General features: G+C 64.9%; 19 protein-coding genes. 15 read left to right on the top strand and 4 right to left on the bottom strand.

Annotation, left to right across the window (positions count from 1 at the left end; translation table 11 throughout):
* Positions 1 to 344 precede the first annotated feature (344 nt).
* Complete coding sequence (locus GO986_RS12405) at positions 345 to 1,310, bottom strand: hypothetical protein (RefSeq protein WP_157459624.1); 966 nt, start codon at positions 1,308 to 1,310, stop codon at positions 345 to 347.
* Positions 1,311 to 1,569: 259 nt separating this feature from the next.
* Positions 1,570 to 2,811 (bottom strand): acyltransferase family protein, encoded by a 1,242-nt coding sequence (locus tag GO986_RS12410; protein WP_157459625.1) that lies wholly within the window; start codon positions 2,809 to 2,811, stop codon positions 1,570 to 1,572.
* A 539-nt stretch (positions 2,812 to 3,350) separates the two neighbouring features.
* Between GO986_RS12410 and GO986_RS12415 the strand changes: the two genes are divergently transcribed.
* The 14 genes from GO986_RS12415 (at position 3,351) to GO986_RS12480 (ending at position 16,537) form a co-directional block, all read left to right on the top strand.
* Positions 3,351 to 4,130, top strand: coding sequence for an AIM24 family protein (locus GO986_RS12415; protein WP_157459626.1), 780 nt, complete (start codon positions 3,351 to 3,353; stop codon positions 4,128 to 4,130).
* 266 nt (positions 4,131 to 4,396) lie between these two features.
* Positions 4,397 to 5,389, top strand: coding sequence for an ATP-grasp domain-containing protein (locus tag GO986_RS12420; RefSeq protein ID WP_157459627.1), 993 nt, complete (start codon positions 4,397 to 4,399; stop codon positions 5,387 to 5,389).
* Between the two features lie 11 nt (positions 5,390 to 5,400).
* Positions 5,401 to 6,492 (top strand): phosphoribosyltransferase domain-containing protein, encoded by a 1,092-nt coding sequence (locus GO986_RS12425; protein ID WP_157459628.1) that lies wholly within the window; start codon positions 5,401 to 5,403, stop codon positions 6,490 to 6,492.
* Positions 6,489 to 7,220, top strand: coding sequence for an HAD family hydrolase (locus tag GO986_RS12430; protein WP_157459629.1), 732 nt, complete (start codon positions 6,489 to 6,491; stop codon positions 7,218 to 7,220). Before GO986_RS12425 ends, GO986_RS12430 begins: the two co-directional genes overlap by 4 nt.
* On the top strand, positions 7,217 to 8,191 hold the full coding sequence (locus tag GO986_RS23440; RefSeq protein WP_369409342.1) for a cysteine protease StiP domain-containing protein: 975 nt from the start codon (positions 7,217 to 7,219) through the stop codon (positions 8,189 to 8,191). Before GO986_RS12430 ends, GO986_RS23440 begins: the two co-directional genes overlap by 4 nt.
* A gap of 9 nt (positions 8,192 to 8,200) precedes the next feature.
* Positions 8,201 to 9,109, top strand: coding sequence for an HpcH/HpaI aldolase/citrate lyase family protein (locus GO986_RS12440; protein ID WP_157459630.1), 909 nt, complete (start codon positions 8,201 to 8,203; stop codon positions 9,107 to 9,109).
* Positions 9,110 to 9,231: 122 nt separating this feature from the next.
* Positions 9,232 to 9,684: a tellurite resistance TerB family protein gene (locus GO986_RS12445; protein WP_157459631.1), complete on the top strand. Its 453-nt coding sequence runs from the start codon at positions 9,232 to 9,234 to the stop codon at positions 9,682 to 9,684.
* A 52-nt stretch (positions 9,685 to 9,736) separates the two neighbouring features.
* Entirely contained in the window at positions 9,737 to 10,315 is a 579-nt protein-coding gene (locus GO986_RS12450) for a TerD family protein (protein WP_157459632.1), read from the top strand.
* Between the two features lie 224 nt (positions 10,316 to 10,539).
* Positions 10,540 to 11,790 (top strand): VWA domain-containing protein, encoded by a 1,251-nt coding sequence (locus tag GO986_RS12455; protein WP_157459633.1) that lies wholly within the window; start codon positions 10,540 to 10,542, stop codon positions 11,788 to 11,790.
* A 113-nt stretch (positions 11,791 to 11,903) separates the two neighbouring features.
* On the top strand, positions 11,904 to 13,091 hold the full coding sequence (locus GO986_RS12460; protein ID WP_157459634.1) for a TerD family protein: 1,188 nt from the start codon (positions 11,904 to 11,906) through the stop codon (positions 13,089 to 13,091).
* Between the two features lie 22 nt (positions 13,092 to 13,113).
* A complete protein-coding gene (locus tag GO986_RS12465) occupies positions 13,114 to 13,695 on the top strand; it encodes a TerD family protein (protein WP_157459635.1) in 582 nt (193 codons plus the stop codon).
* An 82-nt stretch (positions 13,696 to 13,777) separates the two neighbouring features.
* Positions 13,778 to 14,353, top strand: coding sequence for a TerD family protein (locus tag GO986_RS12470; RefSeq protein WP_157459636.1), 576 nt, complete (start codon positions 13,778 to 13,780; stop codon positions 14,351 to 14,353).
* 77 nt (positions 14,354 to 14,430) lie between these two features.
* Positions 14,431 to 15,492 carry a DUF475 domain-containing protein gene (locus tag GO986_RS12475; protein WP_157459637.1) on the top strand — a complete coding sequence of 354 codons (1,062 nt, stop codon included), beginning with the start codon at positions 14,431 to 14,433 and terminating at the stop codon, positions 15,490 to 15,492.
* A gap of 301 nt (positions 15,493 to 15,793) precedes the next feature.
* Positions 15,794 to 16,537 (top strand): hypothetical protein, encoded by a 744-nt coding sequence (locus GO986_RS12480; RefSeq protein WP_157459638.1) that lies wholly within the window; start codon positions 15,794 to 15,796, stop codon positions 16,535 to 16,537.
* Between the two features lie 716 nt (positions 16,538 to 17,253).
* Here GO986_RS12480 and GO986_RS23445 read toward each other — a convergent pair.
* Entirely contained in the window at positions 17,254 to 18,663 is a 1,410-nt protein-coding gene (locus GO986_RS23445) for an AIM24 family protein (RefSeq protein WP_157459639.1), read from the bottom strand.
* Positions 18,664 to 18,939: 276 nt separating this feature from the next.
* Entirely contained in the window at positions 18,940 to 21,774 is a 2,835-nt protein-coding gene (locus GO986_RS12490) for a sensor domain-containing protein (protein WP_157459640.1), read from the bottom strand.
* 136 nt (positions 21,775 to 21,910) lie between these two features.
* On the opposite strand from GO986_RS12490, the gene GO986_RS12495 reads away from it, so the two are divergent.
* Positions 21,911 to 24,046 (top strand): hypothetical protein, encoded by a 2,136-nt coding sequence (locus tag GO986_RS12495; protein WP_157459641.1) that lies wholly within the window; start codon positions 21,911 to 21,913, stop codon positions 24,044 to 24,046.
* The last annotated feature ends 423 nt before the right edge of the window (positions 24,047 to 24,469 follow it).

Raw genomic sequence — 24,469 nt, forward strand, 5'->3', positions numbered from 1 at the left:
TAGAGAGGCTCAGAAACCCTGATCCAAAAAATGTGTGGTTCGTCAGCTCTCAATGTCAGCAGCTTGCCGCGCCACTGAATCAGCGCCCCACAGCGAGTCCGGAGCTGCCAGGGGCTTCTTTAGGTGGCGGCTCAAAGCTCCAGACGTTCAGAAAGCAGCTGTGCCTCTAGCCTCGGCATTCTGATGGCACCTTCCCCACAGGCGATGAGCAGCAGAGCAGCCTTCAAAGCTAGGAATGAGCGTAAAGGGGGCTTAAACCGACCCTGCCTGTGCCCCCGCGCCGGTCTCATCAACGCCGGCCCCACGCCACAGCACCCGCCCTGTTGTTTGCCTGAGGCGCGTCTTCAATTCCTTGGAGTTAGTGGCGTAACCGCCTGCTCGGTCATGGCCTGAAGCCAGTTGACGGGGAGGGGGTCATTCAGGATGACTTCCAGCTGCGTGGGCGTGGCGGAGGCGGTGCTGAGAATCACGGTGGGGATCTTCTGGGGCACCTGCACCAGATTGGCGGCCGACTCTGGCACCTTGGAGACACTCGGCTGTGGCGTGGGCCGGGGCGCCGCAGCGGCGGCTGGTCTTTCCTGCACCGGGGGTGGGGCAGTCACTGGGGGCATAGGGCTGCGGAGCTGCTGGGTCAGGTTGGCAATCACCTGTGGGTCAGACGGCGCATTTTGCAGGGCCAGCAGGGTGCGCGCAGGGACGGTTCTGCCGACAGTGGCCATCATCCGCGCCACGTCGGTGGTCCCAGTGGGCCGTTCCAGCACCGCCTCAGGAATGATGAACCCGGCCACGCGGGTCAGGCGCAGGATGACGGTCCTGGCCTCGCCGGTCATGGGCCTGGCCAGCGGAGTATTGGGGGTGGCGGCCCGGACGCTTGCCTGGTTGACCTGAACAGCCGTTTTGGGGCGTGGCTCAGCGCGGGGCGTGCTGACTTTCACCCGGTCTGGTGACCGGTTTATCGTCCCCGAAGACACCAGCAGGGACACGCCAGGCGAGGACACACTGACCGTGGTGTCCTGCGTGGTGTCAGGCTCTGGTGGCAAGGCCAGCAGCTGCGCGCGCAGTTCGGCCATCCCAGCCAGAGGTGGGCGCTGAACCGACGACAGCTTCTGAAATCCGATCAGTGCCCCAAGACCCCCAAGACAGACCGTCAGCACAATCAAGCCGTCCGACAGGCCCCGCGCCAGGCCCGGCCGCACCGCCAGACTGTTAAGCAGCCGGGCCAGTGGGGAAGAGGGCAGAGCCGCCAGCGGCGGCGCGAGGTCTGGAAGCTGGGCCGAACCCAGTGAAGAGGGACTGACGTCGTGTTCCATGGTTGGCACCTTTGACAGCTGGCCCTGATGAGCGAGAAGCCTGGCGGGCAGTCAATCTCTGTTGCTTTAAGGTACGGCCTGCGCGGAGCTGGGTGAGCTGGTCAACGGTCATTCAGTGCACCGACCAGACGTCGGGGGGCGGGGCTAGAGAGACTGAGGCTGCCAAATCCGGGAAGCGCCATAACCTTTTCTGCCTCCTCCAAGGCTCTTTCTCACAGCCCTCTGGGGTTGATGTATGCACAGAACAGCGGCGACCTCCTTAATCAGAGGCAGGCGGAACCACTGACCGCCGGGCGCCTCGCCGGCTCCACTGAATAGCCGGCTGTTCGACGGCGGAGTAAGCGAGGGTACACACAGGAAGAATCAGGATCAGCGCCAGCAGCAGCAAAGGCACCAGAGCGAGGTGACGGCCCAGGCCGAACACAACCGCCAGCAGGGTGACGCCGTGATACAGGTACAGGCTGTAAGAGATGCGGCCCAGAAACTGCGGCGCGGGATGCTGGGACAGCTGAATGACCCGCTGTGAGTGCGAAAACAGCAGCACCAGCATGAAGGCGCCGGGCAGAATCAGCAGGTCTCCGATGCGGGACGCGATACCAAAGTGAACCATGAGCAGGTGGCCGTAGGTGTAGCAGGCCAGCCCTCCCGCAATTAGCAGCAGTTTGCGCCAGACGGACAGGGCGCCGTACCAGCGGCCCAGAGTGGCGCTGCGCCGGGCCATCAGGGCGCCAGCAGCGAAGAAAATGAGGTAATGCAGAGAGTCGAGGTAAGGGGTGAGCAGGTACGCCAGCCCTGGTGACGTGTGGGCCAGGATGAGGGCCAGAACGTTGGCAAGGACGCTAAGGCCCAGGCAGCCCGCCAGCACCCCGGCAGGTTTAAACCGCAGCACCGCAGCGTAGAGCAGAGGAAAGATCAGGCTGATCTGCATTTCCTGCACCAGAGACCACAGCACGAAGTTGTACGGCTCGGTGTCTGGATTGCCAATCACCAGGATGTGGTGCAGCAACGTAATAAAGTCCGGCGGCCGTTGCCACACGCTGTTGACCCAGCTGCCAAAGCCTGGGGCGTGGTGCCCCCCAAGCAGCCCGACCAGCACCACACTGATCAGCACCGCCACGAGGTACGGCGGATACAGGCGCAGCAGCCGGCGACGAACATAAACCGTGTACGGCATGGCCCGGCTATTAAGCATCAGGTACAGCACAAAGCCACTGAGAATAAAAAATACCAGCACGGATTCGGATCCAGCAAAAAAGACAAACAGGGGAGTCAGGCGAGCCGTCTGCAACGCTGTCTGTAAGCCCTGTTGATGAGAATCCAAACTTTGCTGTGCAATCAGTGAGAGATGAAAGAACACCACCGCCAAAGCGGCCAGGCCCCGGAGGGCGTCTAGGGACGCAACGTGGCGTGTGGGTGCGGCGCTGCCGTGTGAGACCTGAAGGAGACGAGACATAAGATCACTCCTTGAAGTGTGGGCTGCTGGTCCCTCATCTTGCCTCATCAATTTAGTTTTGTGGGTATCTGATGAATGGCGACCGGTTGCTCAGGAGGGTCGTCTAAGCCGGTGAGAATAGGCAGTAGCGAGGACTCCGGGGCACAGGATTGAACTGTGGGGGTTCGCCGAATAGATGGGGACTAGCATCACCCACCAACTGCTCATTAACCCCGTTCAAATATGGGGAAATAGGCTTTATAGGTCTGCACATCCCAGAGCTACAAAGGGTTTCAGATTGTCCCGTGCGCTGGCCAGTCAAAAGTGCTGCATTCACGAACTTGATTCGAGCCCCTGTGGGCGGTGACGATAAGGCTTCAGTACCTGGCTGCTCACTACGAACTCCCACAGTCAAGTCTGTACTCAGCCTGTCCGGTCCATGTGCCTTGTGCCAGAAGGGAGTCTGCTCGTGGGCCAGTGTCAAAGGGCTTGTCCCTACAGGTCATCAGCCTGCTCAAACCGGGTGCTGAGGCCTCTGCGGTCTTCCCCACCGTAGGGCGCAGCTCAGATCTCCGCACAAGCCGCTCACCCTCACTTACTCTAGGGGCATGAGTTACCGCATTGCGCTCAGTAAGGAACAGAACGGCGGTCTGACGGCCGAACTGTATGCGATCTGCAAGGTCAGCTCTCAGCTGATTCAGGGGGCTGCTGGGCAGGAACCCACCTTCCGGGAGATTTACGCCGACACCGGCCAGCGCCAGATCAAGTTCACGCTTCAGGAGGACAGTGTGGTTCTGGAGCCGGGCATTCTCTCGTACGCCCACGGCCGCCTGAAATTCGAGGTGATTCAGCAGCAGCCGGGCCAGGCGGGCGGCTTCCTTGGCCGCGCTATGCGCAGCGCGGGCACCGGTGAATCGGCCTACGGCACCCGCGTCTCGGGCACGGGCGAGGTCTGGACGGAACCCACCCACAAGCACTTCGTCTTTGCCAACATGGAAAGTGGCGACAGCATGCTGGTGGACGATAAGGCCTACTACGCCGCGCAGGGCACGCTGCGGCTCAGCACCCACCAGCACAGCAAAGTGCAGGGGGCGCTCAGCGGCAACGGGCTCATGCAGCCCCGCCTGGACGGCCGTGGCCTCCTGGTCATCGAGTCCCCGGTCAGCGTGCACGAAATCGAGATGCTGGACGTGCCCCCAGGTGAAACCGTCACCGTGGACGGCGACATGATGCTGATGTACACCGCCACCATGAATCCCCGGCTGGGGCCGCTGGTGCGCGGCCTGCGGAATTCTCTGCGCAGCGGCGAAGGGCTGGTGTACACCCTGGACGGCCCCGGTCAGGTCTTTTTGACCCCGACCCACATCGCCGTGGGCAGCCTGGCCTGAGTCGCGTCAGGGCCGCCGTATTCTGAGGCCCTCCCCAGCACAGAACGCCAATTCAACTCGGGAGCGGACGGCCTGGGCGTGTCAGACGGCTTCGGTCTGTCAGGCCCGCAGCCCAGAACGGGGGTGCTAATTCTGCGGCCGAATGCCCCCCTGTGCTGCGCAGCTGTCCAGGGCCGCTTGGAGAGAGCCGTTCTTGCCGGCGGCTCTCCCGAAGTCGGTCTTCACCTCCCAGGCCTTCGCCTGCCGTTTTATGTTCCGGAGACACCATGAAGGTTTATTTCAACAAGAATTTCACGGGCACCGCCGACCAGTTGCGCGCGCTTCAGTACAGCGGCCATGAGGTCGTCGTGTCGCATACCGACCCCCATCACGCCATGCTGGACGCTGCGCGCGAATGCGGCATGACCACCCTGCTGGAGCCGAAAAATATCGAGTCAGAGCCTTACCTGGACTACATTGAAGACCTGCTGCGCGTGCTGCGCATTGACGCCTTCCTGCCAGGCAAGCTGGCCGAGCAGTTCGCCGAGCAGCCAGAGCGGTTTCCGCAGGCGGTCGTGCCGGCGGCCCCAGAGACCCTGCGCCTGATCAACAACAAGGGGCGGTTCATGGCCGACTGGCCCGAGACCCTTCTCCCGCTGCCGCGCTGGGTGATGTTCCAGACCCTGGACGAATTTGATGCGGGCCGCGCGGCACTGACCCAGGACGGCGTGCGGCTGTGCATGAAACCCACCGAGGGCATTTACGCCAGTGGCTTCCGGATTCTGAATGACGTGCCGCGCGTGAACAGTTTTCTCAAGGGCCAGCTGTACGAGATGAGTACAGCCGCCGCCCGGGAAATGATCGCCGCCGCCGACACGTGGCCCGAATACCTGCTGATGCACACCCTGGAAGGTGACGAGCGCAGCGTGGACTGCGCCGCTCTGAACGGCGACCTGCTCGGGTGCGTGGTCCGTCGCAAAGTCCGGCAGGAACAGATCATCGAGCCCCGCCCCGATCTGGTCGAGGTGGCCCGCGAGATGGCGCGCCGCTATCAGCTGAGCGGCCTATTCAACTTCCAGACCCGCGACGACCGCGCGGGGGCGCCGCACCTGCTGGAAATCAACACCCGCGCCTCGGGCGGCATCCGCAACGCCCTGGCGTCCGGCGTCAACCTTCCGGGGCTGCTGTTTGACGCCCTGAGTGGTGTCCAGCGCCCAGAGGTCCTGACCCCCACCCAGACCATTCATGTCCGGGAGGACAAGCGCGCCCGCCGGGCGTGAGGCCCTTCACCATGTCCCAGTCCTCTGACCACCACATCACACTGCCCAGCGGCACCCTGCACCTGACGCTGGACCACGAGCAGCGGCCACTCTCGGACCTCGTCGCCTACGCCGTCCGGGAAAACCCCAAGCGCGGCTTTCTCTTCGTCAGCAAGGTGCTGGGCAAGCACATTCCGGTTTCTCCTGAGGTGGCGGCCTGGAGTCACCAGGCCCTGGCGGCGGCCCTGCCGTCCCTGCGCCGGCCCCACTTCATTGGCCTGGCCGAAACGGCCACTGGGCTGGCCGAGGGGGTCTACGCCGCCTGGCAGGCCGCCCATCCCGACCAGCCGGGCACCTATCAGCACACCACCCGCTATCTGACAGGCGAGCCAGTGCTGCTGCGCTTCGACGAGCCGCATTCGCATGCCCCCGCCCACATCCTGCACCAGCCGGAAGGCGAGCCGGGCGCGGCCCGCGACCTGGTCCTGGTTGACGATGAAATCACCACCGGCACCACGCTGACCAATCTCGCGCAGGCGTGGTGCGCGCGCTTCCCACAGACCGAGCGGGTCATTTTGGTCTGCCTGACCAGCTGGGCAGACCCCCAGGCCCTGCAGGCGCGCCTGACCCCGCAGCTTCAGCTCGTCAGCCTCACGCAGGGGCAGTACCAGTTCACCCCGAACCCGGCCTGGCAGCCGCCTGTAACGCCGCCTGTGCAGGTCACCAGTTCGCAGGTGAGGCCCCATCTGGGGCAGTCCAGGCGCACGGCCAGCCGGCCTCTGACCCTGCCCAGGCTAGAGGCCCTGGGCCTCACCCCGCAGGCCCGGCTGCTGGTGCTGGGCACCGGCGAGCACCAGTACCCGGCGTTTGCCCTGGCGCAGCACCTGTCTCCTCAGGTGGCCAGCGTGGTATTCAGCGCCACCACCCGCTCGCCGGTGCTGCCGGGCCTGGCGATGCGGCACAAGCTGACATTCACCGACAACTATGGCGACGGCATGCCCAATTATCTCTACAACGTTGACCCGGCCGAGTACAGCGACATTCTCGTGGTGCATGAGCCCGGCTGCGAGGTGCCTGAGGTGCTGGGACTCCTCGGCCCACACGCCCGGAGTGTGGTGCTGTGACGCCAGCCTTTCTCGCCTTCAGTGATCTGGACGACACCCTGTTTCAGACGCAGGCCAAGTGCCCCCCGGACGCCGATCTGGCGCTGGCCGCGCACCATACCGTGGCGGCCCGCCAGAGCTACACGACCGGCCCGCAGCGGCAGCTCATGGACTTTTTGCAAGCGGCTGGAGGCTGCCTGATTCCGGTCACGGGCCGCACGCCCGCCGCCGTGGCCAGGGTGCAACTGCCGTTTGCGGCAGAGGTGATTTGCGACCACGGGGCCACCATTCTGGAGCCGGACGGTCAGGTCAGTGCCGAGTGGGCGGCGCACATTCAGACGCTGCTGGCCAACGGGGCAGTTCTCCAGGTGCAGGCCGCGCTAGGCACCCTGGCCGCGCAGCACGGCTGTACGCTCAGCACCCACGAGGTAGACAGGGCGGCCTATATGCACGTCCTCAAGCACCCCCAGCGGGGGGACCTGCGGGCGGCATACCACGCGGTTCGGGCGCTGGGCCTGCCCGGCCTGACCGTGATCGCCAACCCGTCCCACATCAGCCTGTTGCACGCGGGGGTGACCAAGGCGGCGGCGGTGGCCTTCGTGCGCGCGCGCTACCCGGCGCACCTGCTGACCCTGGGGCTGGGCGACAGCCTCTCTGATCTGCCGTTCATGCGGACGTGCCAGTTCTGGCTGACCCCCACCGGCACGCAGCTGGACCGCGCCCTTGACCCGAACGGAGCCCACCTGTGAACCATACTTTTCCGCCGGAGGACGTGGTCTTCCACCTGAACGAAGGTCTGCCTCAGCTCGTCAGTGTGACTGAAAAAGAGCGGCTGCTGCGTGAAGGGACATCGTACGCCAGGCTCCTGACCCCGGAGGCGGCGCCCGTCTGGGGGGCAGCGTTCGACCAGCTCTTGCCCCTCCTGGCGCCCCGCACGGCCGGGCTGGTGGCCCGCGTCACCGCGCAAATTGCCGCGCACCACAGCCGGCCGCTGCTCGTCTCGCTGGCGCGCGGCGGCACCCCCGCCGGAGCACTCCTGCGCCGCGCAGCCGCCCGGCAGGGGCTCGACTGGCCGCACCACAGCCTCAGCATCATGCGCGACGAGGGGCTGGACCTCGTGGCCTACCGCGAAATCCTGGCGGCCCACCCGGACCGTGAAGTCATCTTCGTGGACGGCTGGACCGGCAAGGGCAGCATCCGAGGAGCGCTGGACCGCAGCGTCCCCGGCGCCCGGCTGGCCGTGCTGAGCGACCCGGCGGGGGTCAGCACCTACGCGGGGACCTTTCAGGACGTTTTGCTGCCACACGCCCTGCTGAATGCCACAGTCTGTGGCCTGCTGTCCCGCACCTTTCTGGAAGGCGACGGGCGCCACGCGGTCAGGATCGAAGCGGGGCTACAGCCCCATGACCGCACCCGCGCCTATCTGGACGTCGTCAGTCAGGCTGTGCCGGTGGCCATAGTGCCTGGCCTGCGTCCAGTGAACCCCTTTGCGGCCACACAGGGCGTGGCGGCCCAGTATGGTGTGACAGAGCCGCACCGCATTAAGCCCAGTGTGGGTGAGGCTTCCCGCGTTCTGCTGCGCCGCGCGCCGGCAGGGCTGCTGCTGCGCCAGACGGGTCACCCGGACACCCAGCACCTGGAAACCCATGCCCACGCCTGCGCTGTGCCCGTCCACGTCCACGCCGACCTGCCCTATCAGGCCTGTGCCCTCATTCGATAAGGACTGCCCATGGCCCACCTTGGCATCACCCTGTATACCCCCGCCACACATCCGGCGCTGGCGGCCATCAGTGCGGGCAAATATCCCGGCCTGACCAACCACGTCTGGTGTACCGAAGACGCCATCCGCGACACAGAGGTCGGCGCCGCTGTCCAGAACATCCTGCGGCAGCTGGAGCATGCAGAGCCCTTTACCTGCCGCCTGTACCTGCGGGTGCGGTCACCCGAGATTCTGGCCGAACTGGTCCGGCACGACCTGTCGCGCGTCCACGGCTTTATCCTGCCCAAGGTCCACGACGGCAACCTGCGCGCGTATATGGACGTGCTGCCCTCTACCCACGCCGCGCAGCTCACCCTGGAGACGCGCGAGGCCCTGAGCGAACACCGCATGATGGTGCTGCGCGACCTCATCTTTCAGGAGGCCTGGCAGGGGCAGGTCGAGGGCCTGCGGATTGGGGGCAACGACCTGATGAACGTGCTGGGCGTGCGCCGCACACCGGGCCGCACCCTCTATGAGGGGCCCCTGGAACGCAGCGTCAGTATGCTGCTGGGCATCTTCCGCCCTTACGGATTTCAGCTGTCCTCGCCGGTGTACGAGGTCTTCAGTGACCTCGCTACGCTGGCCCGCGAGGTCCGGCAGGACCTGGAATACGGATTGTCGGGCAAGACCATCATTCACCCGGTGCAGCTGCCGACCGTGCTGGGCGGCTACCGGGTGCCGGCCCAGGAGCTAGAGGAGGCGCAGGCAATCCTCGCACCCGACGCCCCAGCGGTGTTTCAGATGAACGGCCGCATGTGTGAACCTGCCACGCACCGCCGCTGGGCACAGGACATTACCGAGCGCGCGGCCCTGTATGGCCTCCTGCCCCCCACGCCCGGCGACGCCCTGCATTACCTGCCGTCGCTCGGCGCGGTCTAAAGAAAGCATTGACCCAGGCGCCCGGAAAGGCCGGAGCAAATGTGGCTCCTGCTCACCAGCACGCCGACATAATGAGGCTCCGGGTCGCCGTCAGGCGGCCCACCCCCTGAGGAGGCATCACCATGGGATTCCTGAACAAACTCAAGAAGCTGGCTCAAGACGGCTCGGACCTGGCGCAGCAGAATGTGGCCCGCTTTCAGAATGCCGGGTTTGCCGACGCCACCATGGCGGCCTGCGCCCTGATCAGTGCGGCCGACGGCTCGGTCAGCCCCGAGGAGCGCCGCAAGACCGCCGGTTTCATCATGTCCAGCGACAAGCTCAAGGCGTTTGACACCAACAAGCTCCGCACCCGCTACGACGAGTACTGCGGCAAGCTGGATACCGATTTCGATTTTGGCAAGATCGAACTCATGCAGGTGGTTGGCAAGATCAAAAAGCCCGAAGAAGCCCGCGCCGTGATTCAGCTGGCCATCGTGATCGGCAATGCGGACGGCACCTTTGACGAGCACGAGCAGAAGGTCGTGCGCGAACTGGTCCACGCCCTGAAACTCGACCCCGCCGAATTCGACCTGTAAGCTCGGGGGACGCCCAGCGGCCTTTCACCTTCTCTCGATAAGGAGTTCTGCCATGCCCGTATCCCTTTCCAAAGGCGGCAACGTGTCCCTCAGCAAAGAAGCCCCCGGCCTCACCGCCGTGCGTATCGGCCTGGGGTGGGACCCCCGCGTCACCGACGGCACCGAGTTCGACCTGGACGGCAGCGTGTTTCTGCTCAACGACCAGGGCAAGGTGCGCGGTGACTCGGATTTCATCTTCTACAACAACAAAACCTCCGCAGACGGCAGCGTCACCCACAACGGCGACAACCGCTCCGGGCAGGGCGAGGGCGACGACGAGAGCGTCGAGGTCAAGATTGCGGGCGTGCCGGCCGACGTGCAGCGCATCGCCTTTGGCGTGACCATCCACGAGGCTGACGCCCGCAGGCAGAGCTTCGGGCAGGTGCAAAACGCCTTCATCCGCGTGATTAATGCGGCCGACGACAAAGAAATTGCCCGCTACGACCTGTCTGAGGACTACTCCACGGAAACAGCCATGATCTTCGGAGAGCTGTACCGCAACGGGGCCGACTGGAAGTTCAAGGCCATCGGACAGGGCTACGCCGGTGGCCTGGCCGCGCTGGCGGGCAACTACGGCGTCAACGTCGGCTGACCTGTCTGCCTTTCCAGCGGGCGCTGCATTCGTCGCACGAACGCAGCGCCCGTTTTGTCCTCTCTGGCGGCGCTGTGGTCCTTGACACGGCCTCTGCTGAGCCCTGGCAGTTTTCTGTGGCTCAGCCGACCGGAGGAGAAAGGACGGATTTTGCGGTATGGAAGCGGAGGCGGTGTCTCCCGGCACTCCGCTGAAATGAAGCGAAATCCCTATGAGGAGCGTTCATGACCACACTTGTTGCCGGTCAGCGTTTGCCCCTGGCCCAGTTGGGCCTGGACGGCGCTTTCCCCCTGACGGTCACCTGTGACCTTCCGGACACAGATTTCACCCTGTTTGGCCTGCTGGACGGCCAGCTGAAAGACGACCGCTGGATGGTTTTTTACAACCAGCCGCAGTCGCCTGACGGGGCGCTCAAGCAGCTCAGCTCCCAGCAGTTCACCCTGGATCTGAAGGGGCTGGGACCGAACATTGATGAGGTCTACCTGACCGCCACGCACGCCACCCTCCCCTTGAGTGCGGCGTCCACCCTCAGCGTAGACCTGGGGGGTCACGCCTTCGACGCCCGGCCCGCCCTGAAAGACGAGAAGGCGGTGATGCTCGTGCGCTTTTACCGCAAGGACGGCGCCTGGCGGCTGGCCACAGTCGCCCAGGGGTTTAACGGTGGCCTGGGGGACCTGGTACAACATTTTGGCGGGGAAGTGGCCGAAGAGACGGCGCCGGCGCCCCCGGTGCCCGTCACCTCTGCGCCCGTCAGCCTGGTCAAGCAGCGTCAGCAGGTGCTGCTGGCCAAAGCCGAGCAGACGCAGCCTGGGCTGGTCAGTCTGATCAAGGCCGCGTCCGTCAGTCTGGCCAAACGCGGGCTGGATGAGGCCCGCTACCGCGTCAAACTGGTGCTGGATATCAGCGCGAGTATGCAGGAGGAATACCGCAGCGGCAGCGTGCAGGCCCTGGCCAACCGCGCCCTGGCGCTTGCGGCCCGGCTGGACGATGACGGTGAGGTCGAGGTGTATCTCTTTGGCATCAAGGCCCACCGCAAGGGCTCTCTCAGCCTGGACAATGCCCAGGATTTCGTGGCCAACATGCGGGTGCGCCTGGAAGGCGGCACCCATTACGGCCCGGTCATGAAGCTGATTCAGGAAGATGTTCAGAAAGAGGGCGGCGAGCTGCCCACGCTGGTGCTGCTCATCACCGACGGCGGCACCAGCAACCCGAATAACGTGGTGAAGCTCATGCGCGACCTGTCCCGCAAACCGATTTTCTGGAAGTTCATGGGCATCGAAGAGGGCCGCGTGAACTTCGATTTTCTGGAGAAGCTGGACGACCTGACCGGGCGCGCGGTGGACAATGCCGACTTTTTCAAGGTCAGGGCGCCGGTCCGCGTGCCCGACGCCGAACTGTTTGACCTGCTGGTTCACGAACTGGACAGCTGGCAGCTCGGCGCCCAGCGCGCGGGCATCCTGCCTTCACGCCGCTAGGGCAACATCGGGCACACCGGACCCGCGCGCACACTACGATGACGCGGGGCCCCGCCTCACCCCAGCCTTCAGCCGCTCTTCGACCTCTTTCTCAAGGTGGTGCTTCGCCCTCCATGCTGACCTTTCAAACCGGCCAGAAATCCCCTTTGAACCAGCTCACCTCTCACCAGATCCTGACCCTGTCGGTCCGGGTGACTGGGCCAGCGGCCGACTACGACCTGAGCCTGTTCGGGCTGGACCCGGCGGGCAAGCTGAGCGACGACCGGTATCTGGTGTTCTATAACCAGCCGGCCACCCCGGAAGGGGCCGTGCAGATGCACAGCGGCGTGCGGGGCGAAAAGGTCTTTCAGATTGACCTGACCCGATTGCCCCACAGCGTCCGGCGCCTGAGCCTGACGGCTTCGGTGGACGCAGGGACGTTTGGGCAGATTGACCACGCGGAAATCACCCTCTCAGCCGGAGGCCAGCCGGTGGCCACCTACCGCGTGACTGGGCGGGACTTCCAGCAGGAGCGGGCGGTCATGCTACTTGACATCTACTTCAAGGACATGTGGCGGGTCGGGGCGGTGGGGCAAGGCTTCAATGGGGGCCTGGACGCGCTGGTCAAGCATTACGGCGGAACCGTCTCGGACCGCCCAGCGCCCAGCGCGCCGCCGCCCTCACCGCCGCCGGCAGCGGCGCCCGCCCCCAGCGCTCCATCCCTCAACCTCAAAAAGGTCACGCTGGAGAAAAAGGGCGAAAGCACCCGCATTTCGCTCAAGAAGTCTGGTCACGCCGAGCCGATTCGCGTGAACCTGAACTGGGACCGTGGGGGCAAGCGGGGCGGGTTGCTGGGGCGGGCAGCAGCGTCGGCCGACCTTGACCTGGGCTGCATGTTCCTCCTCAATGACGGCACCCGCAGCGTCATTCAGGCCCTGGGCAACCGCTTTGGGTCCGAGCGCCTGTCCCCGCACATCCTGCTGGACAAAGACGACCGCACCGGCGCGGCCACCGACGGGGAGAACCTCACCATCTTCCGGCCCGACCTGATTCATACCGTGCTGGTGTTTGCCTGCATCTATGAAGGCACGAACGACTTTACCCAGGTGGGAGCCCGGCTGTCACTCAAAGACACCCAGGACAATGAAATCCTGATGCACCTGAGTAACCCGGACATTCAGCGCACCTTCTGCGGCATCGCCCTGATCGAGAACATCGGCGGCGATATTCGCGTGACCAAAGAGGAGCGGTACTTCTTTGGTCACCAGGACTGTGACGAGCATTACGGCTTCGGGTTTAACTGGGTGGCCGGCAGCAAGTAGATTCTGTTCAAGGAGACGCGATATGGCATTAAGTTTGAAAAAAGGCGAGCAAATCAGTCTGGCGAAGACCAGCGGCACCACCCTCACGGCGGTCCGAATGGGTGTGGGCTGGGAAGGCATCAAGAAAAAGGGCCTGCTGGGCTTCGGGGCGGGGCGCGAGGCGGTTGACCTCGATGCCAACGCCCTGATGTTTGACGCCTCGGGCACCCTGGTGGATCAGGTCTGGTTTCGCCAGCTGCAGAGCAAGGACGGCTCGGTGCGCCACAGCGGCGACAACCGCACTGGCGACGGCGCGGGCGACGATGAAACCATCACCATTCACCTCAACCGGCTGCCGCAGAACGTGGTGACGGTCATTCTGAGCGTCAACAACTACAGCGGCCAGAGCTTTAACCGCATCGAGACGGCGTACTGCCGGCTGATCAACGAGCAGGGCGAAAAGGAACTGGCCCGCTACGAACTCGCCGGACAGGGGGACCACAACGGCCTGATCATGGCCAGCCTGAAGCGTGAAGGCACGGACTGGACCTTCAAGGCCATCGGCGCGCCGGCTTCGGGGCGCACCTACCACGACAACCTGCCCGACATGCGCGCCCACCTGTAAGCGCCCAGGGGCCGAACTCTAGCCCCTGGTTGCTGCGCGCGCCCCAGTTCCCTTCGCCTCATTCCTGTCCCCGGAGGACCCTATGGCACTCTCCCTGTCGAAAGGCGGCAACATCTCGCTGAGCAAGGAAGCCCCGAACCTCACCCGCATTCTGGTTGGCCTGGGTTGGGACCCACGCGTCAGTGACGGTCAGCAGTTCGACCTGGACGCCAGCGCCTTTTTGCTCAATGCCAGCGGCCGGGTGCGCGGTGACCACGATTTCATCTTCTACAACCAGCTGCGTAGCCAGGACGGCAGCGTGGAGCACACCGGCGACAACCGCACCGGGCAGGGCGAGGGCGACGACGAAACCATCAAGGTTGACCTGAGCCGCGTGCCGCAGGACATCAGCAAGATCGTTGTGGGCGTGACCATTGACGAGGCCGACGCTCGGCGCCAGAACTTTGGGCAGGTGGGCGGCGCCTTTATCCGCATTGTGGACGAAGCCACGGGCCGCGAGATCACCCGCTACGACCTGGGCGAGGATTTTAGCACCGAAACGGCGGTCGTCTTTGGTGAGGTCTACCGCCACAACAACGAGTGGAAGTTCCGCGCGGTGGGTCAGGGCTTTGCTGGCGGCCTGGGCCCGATGGCCCGCGGCTACGGCGTGAACGTCTAACCCTCTTTTCACCTGACTCTTCACGCCTCCCGGCGGCCCCTCCTGGGGACTGGGAGGCCCCTTTATCAAAGGACACCATGATCAACCGAGAATTTATCTTTGCCTTTGGCGTCACCTTCGTCTCTCTGATCCTGGCCTTCGTGTACGGCCTTCAGACCGGCGGCATCGGGACGGCCCTGAACTACCTGTTTATCGCGCTCGTGCTGGGCGTGATGGAAGTCAGCCTCAGCTTCGACAACGCTGTGGTTAACGCCTCGGTCCTCAAGAACATGACCAAGAAGTGGCAGGACCGCTTTCTGGTCTGGGGCATCCTGATTGCCGTGGTGGGGATGCGCCTTATTTTCCCCATCCTGATCGTGGCGCTGACCTCTGGCCTGGGTTTTGGTGAAGTCGCCAACCTGGCCCTGAATGATTCGGAACGCTACGCGGAATACCTGGAGCGCGCCGAGGTGGCCATCAGCGCCTTCGGCGGCGTCTTCCTGCTGCTGGTCGCCCTGAACTACCTCATCGACCCGGAAAAGGACGTGCACTGGCTGGGCGGTTTCGAGCGTCGTCTGGCGGGCATCGGCAAACTGGACACCATTCAGGTGGTCGTGACGGTCATCGCGCTGATGCTGGTCACGAAGTTCATGGTGGCACCTGCAGAACAGACCACGGCCCTGATGGCCGGCCTGATTGGTCTGGCGCTGTACCTGGCCATGAACGCCATCGGCAACCTGTTCGATGCCGACGACATGGCCGCCAAGGCCGGTGCAGCGGGCCTGTCGGCCTTCCTGTATCTGGAAGTGCTGGACGCCAGCTTCTCTCTGGACGGCGTGATCGGCGCGTTCGCCATTACCAAGGTCGTCGTGATTATCGCGGCGGGTCTGGCCATCGGCGCGGTGTTCGTGCGTTCGCTGACGCTGTTTCTGGTTCACAAAGGCACGCTGGCTGAATACCGTTACCTGGAACACGGCGCCCACTACGGCATCCTGGCGCTGGCCATCATCATGCTGCTGAGCACCAACCGGAACCTGCATGTGCCGGAAGTGGTCACGGGTCTGATTGGCGTGGGCTTCATCGTCTGGTCTATCTTCTCGTCGCTGCGGGCCAACCGGCGCGAAGCCCTTGAAAATGGTGGCCGACCTCAGGCCGACTGAGCCGCGCGCACTGCTATGCTGCCTCTGGAGGCCCCTGTGGCCCCAGAGGCTTTTTTTGTGCCTGCGGAGGCCTGTCGAGACGTGAGGACGATGTTGTGGTAGAGAGGGTGACGGCCCTGCTGTTTCTTAGGGGAGCTGGCTGGTGCTGGGATGGCCCCAGTGGCCTTGGCGGCGTCTTCTGGTCAGCTCGGCAAGGCAAAAGCACACCGAGGCGCCCTGATGGTCTGGGCCTGAACGTCGTCATTGCGGGCTCACTGCTCTGGTCGGTTCCCCTAAAGCCTATTTCCCTGGAAGCCACCCGATGACCCGGACCCTCGCGGCTGACCACCCTCTGCGCACGCGCGCCCTCAAGCTGCTGCAACTCGCCCGCCGCGGGGTGGGCGGCGAGCGCAGCAATGCGGCCCGCCTGCTGCTGACCCATCTTCAGACCCATGACCTGACGCTGTATGACATTGACCCTGGCCTGCCAGTCACGCAGGACCTGTCGGTGCTGGCCAGTATCCGGGAAGCGCAGCTGTATCTGGCAAAACTCGGTACTGATGAGCAGGACGAGGCGTTGGGTCACCTTGTCGACGATCCGTCGTTAACAGCCGCAGAAATCGCCCGGGTGGTTGAGGTTCTGGACCTGACCCTGCTGGCCCAGACCCGCGCCGCCACCTGGGCCCACCTGGACGGAGCTGATGAACAGGCGTACCTGGGGGCAGCGGCGCAGGTGACGCCTGCCGCTCTGTCTGACTTCGGGGGCAGCATCGCTGCGCGCACCCACGAGGCGGTGCGGCAAGCGCTGTGGCTGGCGACCCATCCACAGCGGCTCCTTAGGGTGCAGGGCGAGCTAGAGCAGCTGCTGGTGAGTGGGCTGCTGGCTGGCCTGGGCGCCCGGCGAATCCAGACCACCCCAGAAGGTGTGCAGGCCCACCTCAGCGGAGAGCAATTGGCCCTCGTCCGGTCCATGATGGTGCACGACCTTGAACCCCTGAAACGTCAACTGCTGGAAGCCGGGAAGGTGCTGGCCGAACAACACGCCCGGCGGCGTGTGCCCCAGTAAATGAGCGGCCCACCCTGCCGTGGCGGTGGGCGCTGATTCGGCGGCTGGGCCAGGGTGTTCTTGACGGCGAAAGGTAAAGGTTAGGGGCGAGGGTCCTGTAAGTCTTGCTCGTAAGCTTCACGACTTCCAAAACCAAGAGTCTCTGCCTTCAAGAAGTAGGGCGTTCGATCCAACAGTTCCTCCTCGTCATCTCCTTCAGGCAAAGGGAGATCCCAGATGGCGTCCAACATCCAATCAAGCCATCTTGGCTCTGGTGGAAACTGCCGAAAATATTCGATTCGTGCCGCTTCGTCCAGTGCTTGGCTTCTCCACCACGGCCACCACACCATAATGAACTCTTCTCCGCCACCCATCCGCCAGCACATGCTGTAAGGATGCTCATTCGGAAACACTACCCATGGCGGCGGGACTGTGCCGTACTGCCCTTCAAGTGTCTCAATCCTCGTGACCATCCAAGGCTCCATACCTTGATGGTTGCATGCCAACTGTCTATATCTCTTTGCCTACACGCCATAGCCCAGGCCCAGTTGATTTCTTCTGCTCGCCCATGAAGTGCCAGCAGTGAATTGAACAAGAGGGGAGACGCTGGCCAAACCGCAAGTCGAACCCCAGAGCCCCTCAATGAGGTCACTCTGGGGTTGCTGCACGGCTCTGTCGAAACGCCGGAGAGCCTGTAACAAACGGCAGAGGACTGCTGTCGGTCCTCATCTCCGCCGCTAATGATTCGGCAGATGTTCCATTGCGGCCGCCTCTTCGTAGGGCTGCACGACCACAAAGCCGTTGCCCTGAAAGGCCATCTGAAGGGTTTCGCCGCCGCCACGCCCAAACATTGACCGCAAGTCCTGACTGACGCGCAGGTCGGGCCGCAGGTGGTCGCTCCAGGCAATGGTGGCGTTGGGGTCGGTGAACACCGGTTCCTGGGGCGTGACGCGCAGGGTCAGGGGCTGCCCGTGGCTCAGGATGGCGACCAGACCGTTGCCGCGCACCTGCACGCTAAAGAGGCCCCCCGCCACCATTCCCGCCATAGAGCGCTGCATGGTGATCTCGTGGGTCACGGTGTCTTCAAACGCCAGCAGGCTCTTGCCGTTGATGTTCAGGGTGTCCCCCTGGAGCCGGATGATCGAGATTTCCTTGCCCTGATCGGCGAGGTAGCACACCCCCTGGCCCTGGATGCTGACCAGCGGCCCCATCTCGCCGCTGCCCATCCGCATGGCGGCGCCCAGCAGCGCGCCCATGCGGTTCCCCCCCGAGCGCATGCCGCCCATCAGGTCACTGAGGGTGCTGGCCCGCTGAAAGTCGAGGCGGCCCTTATAGGCAATCATCGCCCCGAGTTTGCTCCAGACCCGCCCGTTGACCTTGACCTCCAGCATCTTGCTTGACTCCAGCTCGAACACGTCGCCAGGCCGGTCCTGCTCGGCACTGCCCCGCAGAAAGTCCGAGATGCTGGTGCCCAGGCCCCCCGCCCCACTGGACCCGCCTGTTCCGGGGCCTGGCGCGGGTGGCGGCGGCGCTGGGGGAGGAACAGGCGCCGGGTCGGTCCAGGCTGGCGCCGGAGCGGGTGAAGGCGCGGGTGCTGGCGCCGAGGGGGCTGGGGGAGGCGGTGTCTGGTTCTCCACCGCCTGACCGCCAAAGTAGGTCAGGAGTGAATCCAGGCCGCCCTGGAATCCCTGCGCGACGCTGCCCAGCCGCCACTCGCCAGCGTGCCGGTAGAGTTCGGCAATCATCAGGGCCCGCTCGGCGGTAAAGAGGGTGCCGTTCAGGGGAATGACGGCCTGCTCGCTGCCCTGGGCTGTCTGGACGCTCAGGCGCAGCTGGCCCAGCTGGCTCATGGGCCGCTGGTCATGCGAAATCACGAACACCAGCCGCTCAATGCTGGCCGGCAGCGCCGAGAGGTCAAGGTCGAAGGTGGCGCGGCCGCCCTCAAGGTTCAGCGTAACCTCGCGCCCAGGGCTCTGAAGCTGGTTATAAAAGATGAAATACCGGTCGTCGCGGAGCTTTCGTTCACGGTCCAGACCGAAGAGGCTGACATCGGCCTGGGCCAGGTCGTGCGTGACCTGAACGCGCAGGCGCGGGTCGGGGAGGAAGTCGGACAGCCTGCGTTTCTCGCCGGGTTGAAGTTGCGTCATGGGGCACCTCGCGGGAAGGAACAGGGCCACGGGTGCCCTGCCGAACGAATGAACTTCAGACCAGTCTAGCTGTCCTACGTGCGTGTTCAGTGCCACGGCCCTGGTCGGCCGCTGGGGTGTTGGCCTGAAGAGCCGCAACTGGTGCGGGCGTCAGGCATGATCCACCGGGTTTGCCCAGGTCGTCACTCCTCAATCGCATACCTGAACTACCGTTCCGAGCTTGAGCTGAGAAAGTCATCTGGGACGACGTTTATGCCTGACGAGAGGGGAGACGGCTCAGGTCTCTTCCCACGAGTCGCCTCCCCTGTGCCACTCCTGAACCCAGGCCAGCAGTTCTGGCGCCGCCATGGGCCGCCCAAACAGATACCCCTGCATGGCCGCGCACCCCAGATTCAGCAGGCAGCGCGCCTGTTCCGTGGTTTCCACGCCCTCGGCGATCACGCCCAGATTCAGGCTGCGGCCCAGCGCAATCACGGCTTCGACCACCGCCGAGGCCTGTGGATCGTCCGGCACCGTTTTCAGAAAGGACCGGTCTATCTTCAGGGTCTGCACCGGAAAGTTCTGCAGGTAGCTCAGGCTGGAATAGCCTGTGCCGAAATCATCAATCGAAACGCACACCTCCAGGGCCTGCAGCGCCCGCAAGGTCTGCTGCACGCGGGCGATATCGGTGATGAGCATGCTTTCGGTCAATTCCAGTTCCAGCAGCCGGGGGGGCAGGCCCGTGTTGCGCAGGCACCGCTCGACCATGTCCACAAACCCAGGGTCCGTAAACTGAACCGCTGAGATATTGACCGAGACGGCGAGTTCCTCGCCTGAAGCCTGCGCCCAGGCGCGGCTCTGCTGGCAGGCTGTTTCTAGCACCCAGGCGCCCAGCGGCACAATCAGGCCGCTGGCCTCGGCGAGCGGAATGAATTCCAGAGGCGAGATGGGCCGGCCATCCGGGCGCGTCCAGCGCAGCAGCGCTTCAACGCCAAGCACCTGCCTCGTCCAGAGGTTCACTTTGGGCTGATACACCAGACTGAACTGACGCTGGTCCAGGGCCCGGCGCAGCTCTGCCTGAAGAAGTTGACGGGCCAGGCTGGCCTCATGAATGGACCGGGAAAAGAAGCGGTGGCGGCCCCGGCCCTCATCCTTGGCGCGGTACATCGCGGCGTCGGCATGCTGCAGGAGGGTGTCGGTGTCCTCGCCGTCCTCTGGATAGAGGGCGACACCAATGCTGAACGAGGTGTCAACCCGGTGGCCAGCCAGGTGATAGGGCGCGCTGATGACCTCCATCAATTTGCCGAGCACCGTTTCAACATCTGCCGTTTCCCGAATGTCGGGCAGCATCACGATAAATTCGTCGCCGCCCTGCCGGCTGACCGTATCCGACGCCCGCAGCGCCGCGCGCAGGCGTCCGGCAATGGACTGCAGCAGCTCGTCGCCGACGTGGTGACCCAGAGAATCGTTCACGTTCTTGAAGTGGTCCATATCGAGAAACAGCACGGCAAACCGCCCACCCTGCCGCCGGGCGCGTTCTATGGCCTGCGACACCCGGTCGCGCAGCAGCAGCCGGTTAGGCAGGTCGGTCAACGAGTCATGCTGCGCCAGGTGGCTCATGTGCCGGGCCATCGCGCGAGTGTCTGAAACGTCGTGAAACACCAGGACGGCGCCCAGCAGCTGGCCGGCTTCATTCAGAATCGGCGCCGCTGAATCTTCGACGCTGTACATCTGGCCGCTGCGGCTGCGCAGATTGGTGTTCCGGGCCAGGCTGAGTGTCTGGTGGTCCCGCAGCACCTGGCGCAGTGGATTGGGCACCGCCGTGAGCGTGTCTTCTTCCAGCAGCGTCATGACCTCTTCGACGGGCCGGCCGTGGGCCTCGGCCAGGGTCCAGCCGGTCAGGCGCTCGGCGGGGGCATTCAGAAACGTGACCTGGCCCTGGGGATCTGTGGTGACCACGCCGTCGCCGATAGAAGCCAGGGTGACCCTGGCCAGTTCCTTCTGTTCCAGCAGCGCCTGCTCGGCGGCCTTGCGGGCCGTGATGTCCATCCCCAGGGCAATAAAGCCGCGCACTTCCTCGCCTGATCCGTCAGGGACCAGCGACAGTTCGATGGTGCGGCGGCGGCCGCTGACATCGACGAGCGTGCCTTCAAACCGCTGCGGCTCGCCGCCCAGGGCCAGCTGCATCAGCGGCAGGTTGAGCGCGTAGATCTCTGGGCTCATCAGTTCCTGAATATGCCGCCCCCGCATCTCGGCCGGGTCGAAGCCGTACCAGTCGGTGTAGGTCGGGTTGGCAAAGCGGTTTCGCAGTTCCCGGTCCCAGTACCCGATCAGGGCCGGCAGATTGTTCATGACCATCTGGAGGTCTTGGGTCACGCGAACCCGCTCGGTCACGTCGGTCTGGGTGCCGGTGACCCGTTCGGGGCGGCCCTGGGCGTCGCGGGTGGTGACCCGGCCGCGCAGCTGAAACCAGCGCCATTCGCCGCCTGTCTGCCGCGCCCGGTACTCGGTATTCAGGGGCGTGCCGCTGTCCAGATGAGCCCTGTAGGCGGCCAGCAGTCCAGGCAGGTCGCCGGGATGCACGCGGGCCAGCCAGGCGTCCAGGGTCGCCGGCGCCTGTTCGCTGGGGCCCAGCATCCGCCCAAACCGTTCAGACACGAACAGGTCGCCTGTCTGGGGCCGCCAGTCCCAGACACCGTCCTCGGTGGCTTCCAGGGCCAGCTGCAGGCGCTCGTTCAGGGCGTGCAGCTGCGTCTCGCCCTTGACCTGAGCGTCAATATCCTGAATCTGTGACACGAAGAAAGCGGGCGCGCCGTCCTCGTTCAGAATCAGGGAGACATTGAGCTGGGTCCACAGCAGGGTGCCGTCCTGGCGCCAGTAGCGCTTGCGCAGCTCGTACTGGTCAATCTCGCCGGCCAGCATCTGCCCCAGCAGCTGCAAATCGCTGTTCAGGTCATCGGGAAAGGTGATGTCCTGAAAGGTCAGGTTCAGCAGGTCTTCGGCCGTATACCCCAGCATGCGGCACAGCGCCTCGTTGACCGTCATGAACTGGCCACCGGGCGACACCAGCGCCATGCCAATCGGCGACCGCCGGAACATGGCCGCGAACAGCTGCGCCTCCTGCTCAGGCACAGGCGCACCGGCCGGCAGGTGGGCTGAAAGGGGCCATATGAGGATTGTAAGCCGCTCACGGCGCCGCCGGGCCTGCGGCCTCCCTGTCACTAGCGTGTCATCCCCAGCTGATTAGCGTCGTGGCCGAGGTAGACCTATGTTTCATCAGCCTGTTCGCCTGATTTCTCTTCTGACCCTCTTGCTGCTGTCGGCCTGCTCGGCGCCGTCTGCGCCCGCTGGCCCGCCTACGCCTGCCCCAGGCACGCCCCCCACAGGGCCAGTCGTCACGCCAGATGAATTGGCGGCGCTTGACCGCCGCGCCGCCGCCCTAGCCCTGCGCGCCGCCAGCGGTGACCTGGCGGCGCTGCGCGACGCCCTGGCCGAAGCGGGCATTGCTGTGCGCCGCCTGAACGGTGAGGTGGTGCGGCCCGCTGCGCAACCGGCGCTGGGTCTAGCCCTGGCGGCCGATGACCCCGAAGCGCTGGCCCATCTTCAGGCCCAGGGCGGGGCCATCACGCTGGGCGACCTGGCGCAGACCCTTCAGACGGTCTGGCCCCAGGCGGATGCGGTGCGGCTCCCGGCGCTCATTCAGGCTGATCTGCGGGCGGGGGTGGGCAGTGCGGTGCCGACCGTGCGCTTCTGGGCGCGGTTCGTGGTGGCCCTGGGCGGCCCGGCGAACGACCTGCTGACCAGCCAGACCCCGCAGCAGGTCCCCCTGAACGCGGCGCAGCAGAGCCTGCTGCTGCTGCGCCTGTCGGGGGGGCTGGCGCGTCTGGCCCAGAGCCGGGGCGTCACGGTCCCCACGCAGCCTCCCGCCCTGCTGCGGGCCCAGGACGCCGCCCCGCCCTGCACCTTCGGCGGCACGGAAGGCACCATCATGGACGGCGCCGCCAGCGTCATCACCACCGGGGTCGGTGAGCTGCTGGGCTATCTGGACTCGGTGAGCGCCGCGCCGGGCGAAAGTCCTATGGACACCGCCGCTGGGCTGCTGGGCAACGCGAACCTCCTGCTCAGTTACCTGAAGTTCACGCTGACGTTTGCGAGTTTCCAGCTGGACCTGACCACCGATACTGACACCCTTCAGCGCACCCAGAGCATGGTCCACGACGGCGACGGTGTGGTGACGGCGCGCGCCAAGGTCTGGTATGACCTGAGCGCCAACTGGCAGTACGCCAACTGTTTTCGCCTGGCCTTTAACGTGGCCGGGCTGGACTTCAGCGCGCCCAACGCTGGCGCGGTCGAGGGCGCTGACCTGCGCTGGCGCGTGTTTGCGGCGCAGGGGGACGGCTCCTACGCCGACCAGCACACCAGCGTCGTCGCCGCGCGCCCTGGCGAGGAAGTGATGCACGACAAGACCGACGCAGGAGGTGTGGCCGAACTGCACTTCGAGGGCCTGCGGCAAAAAGAAGACCTGGGCGACGCGCCCAAAGCGGTCGAGAAGACAGGCGAGGTCTCCGTGCAGGCCACCATCAAGAGTGCGGCCCTGGCCGCTGACCTGGTGGACGCCCTGGGCACGGGGTTGGGCGGCCTTGGCGGGCTGGTGGGGATGCCCGCCGAGCTGCTGTACCGCATGTGGCCCATCTCCTCAACCCTGCCACTCAAGGTGCGGGACTGGGCGCCGGCCTGTTCGGACGTGCAGGGCGACACCTGCTGGACCGGCAAGGTCACGGTTCAGGACCGCCGCAAGGAAGAGACGGTGCTGCTGGACCCCACCAAGAAACCGGCCGGCACCGATCTGGAAACTGCCGACGCGGTGGCCGTCTACACCATCACGGGCGGCAGCGGCATCAGCGAACACAGTCACAATGCCGCCCTGGACGCGCAGGCAACCTTCAAGAGCGACTACGCCCACCACATCAACTATGACGCGGCCTACGCCGTGGAATGCGCTAACGGCAGCCAGCGCACCAACATCCAGAAAAACACCTCCAAGGAGGATTCCAGCGCCCAGGTGGCCGGTGACGACCGGCTGGGCCTGACGCTTGAACCGGGCGGGAGCTACACCCTGAACCTCTCGTACATGTATGGGGCTAAGACCCGGGCGGTGCCCGGGCAGATCAGGACCACCACCTATTTCAAGGGCGGCTGCAACCCTTACGGCGACCGCAACGACGCCCGCGACGTGCCCAACGAGCGCACCCACAGCTGGGGCGGCTTCAAGGTGACTGGCCAGGCGAGTACCCAAAACGGCGTGACCACCCTGACCGGCCAGCAGACCTTCACGCTGCGGGTGGACGGCCTGCCCACCACGCGCACCGTCACCTGGACGATTCACCGCATCGAAGCGCCGTAACGGCGAGCCTGAGGGGCGGCACAGGCCCGCCGAATAACTCAAGAGGACAAGGGGGGCCTGAGGCGTCGTTGCTCAGGCCCTCCGCGCTGTTTGGGAGCCGCTCTGGAAAGTGTGGGTGGCAGGGGAGGGGCGACGAGCCCGCTTAGTTGGCTGAGGCCGACTTGGAAGGCCGCCAATTCATTCTTGGATTGCAGGCCAGCGGGCAGTCGGCTCACGAGGCATGCCCGCGAGAGGCAGAGCCTTGCGCTGCTGAGCAGGCTACCGCTTAGCGGTGACAGCCTCAGCGGCTCTGAGGTTCTGCGCTTAACCCTTCATCTGGCTCTTCTGCTGCATATACGGTGGCGCTAAGCAGCTTGCTAGCCGCCATGCCAAACCTCTGCCCGCTCTTTCCCGGTGCTCCCGCCGCCTCCGTTCTGACCCTGT

The sequence above is a fragment of the Deinococcus arboris genome (assembly GCF_009755355.1).
Lineage (GTDB): Bacteria > Deinococcota > Deinococci > Deinococcales > Deinococcaceae > Deinococcus > Deinococcus betulae.

Coding starts and splice junctions, on each gene's coding strand:
- GO986_RS12405 (WP_157459624.1), bottom strand. CDS start 1,310: ATGGAACACGACGTCAGTCCCTCTTCACTGGGTTCGGCCCAGCTTCCA.
- GO986_RS12410 (WP_157459625.1), bottom strand. CDS start 2,811: ATGAGGCAAGATGAGGGACCAGCAGCCCACACTTCAAGGAGTGATCTT.
- GO986_RS12415 (WP_157459626.1), top strand. CDS start 3,351: ATGAGTTACCGCATTGCGCTCAGTAAGGAACAGAACGGCGGTCTGACG.
- GO986_RS12420 (WP_157459627.1), top strand. CDS start 4,397: ATGAAGGTTTATTTCAACAAGAATTTCACGGGCACCGCCGACCAGTTG.
- GO986_RS12425 (WP_157459628.1), top strand. CDS start 5,401: ATGTCCCAGTCCTCTGACCACCACATCACACTGCCCAGCGGCACCCTG.
- GO986_RS12440 (WP_157459630.1), top strand. CDS start 8,201: ATGGCCCACCTTGGCATCACCCTGTATACCCCCGCCACACATCCGGCG.
- GO986_RS12445 (WP_157459631.1), top strand. CDS start 9,232: ATGGGATTCCTGAACAAACTCAAGAAGCTGGCTCAAGACGGCTCGGAC.
- GO986_RS12450 (WP_157459632.1), top strand. CDS start 9,737: ATGCCCGTATCCCTTTCCAAAGGCGGCAACGTGTCCCTCAGCAAAGAA.
- GO986_RS12455 (WP_157459633.1), top strand. CDS start 10,540: ATGACCACACTTGTTGCCGGTCAGCGTTTGCCCCTGGCCCAGTTGGGC.
- GO986_RS12460 (WP_157459634.1), top strand. CDS start 11,904: ATGCTGACCTTTCAAACCGGCCAGAAATCCCCTTTGAACCAGCTCACC.
- GO986_RS12465 (WP_157459635.1), top strand. CDS start 13,114: ATGGCATTAAGTTTGAAAAAAGGCGAGCAAATCAGTCTGGCGAAGACC.
- GO986_RS12470 (WP_157459636.1), top strand. CDS start 13,778: ATGGCACTCTCCCTGTCGAAAGGCGGCAACATCTCGCTGAGCAAGGAA.
- GO986_RS12475 (WP_157459637.1), top strand. CDS start 14,431: ATGATCAACCGAGAATTTATCTTTGCCTTTGGCGTCACCTTCGTCTCT.
- GO986_RS12480 (WP_157459638.1), top strand. CDS start 15,794: ATGACCCGGACCCTCGCGGCTGACCACCCTCTGCGCACGCGCGCCCTC.
- GO986_RS23445 (WP_157459639.1), bottom strand. CDS start 18,663: ATGACGCAACTTCAACCCGGCGAGAAACGCAGGCTGTCCGACTTCCTC.
- GO986_RS12495 (WP_157459641.1), top strand. CDS start 21,911: ATGTTTCATCAGCCTGTTCGCCTGATTTCTCTTCTGACCCTCTTGCTG.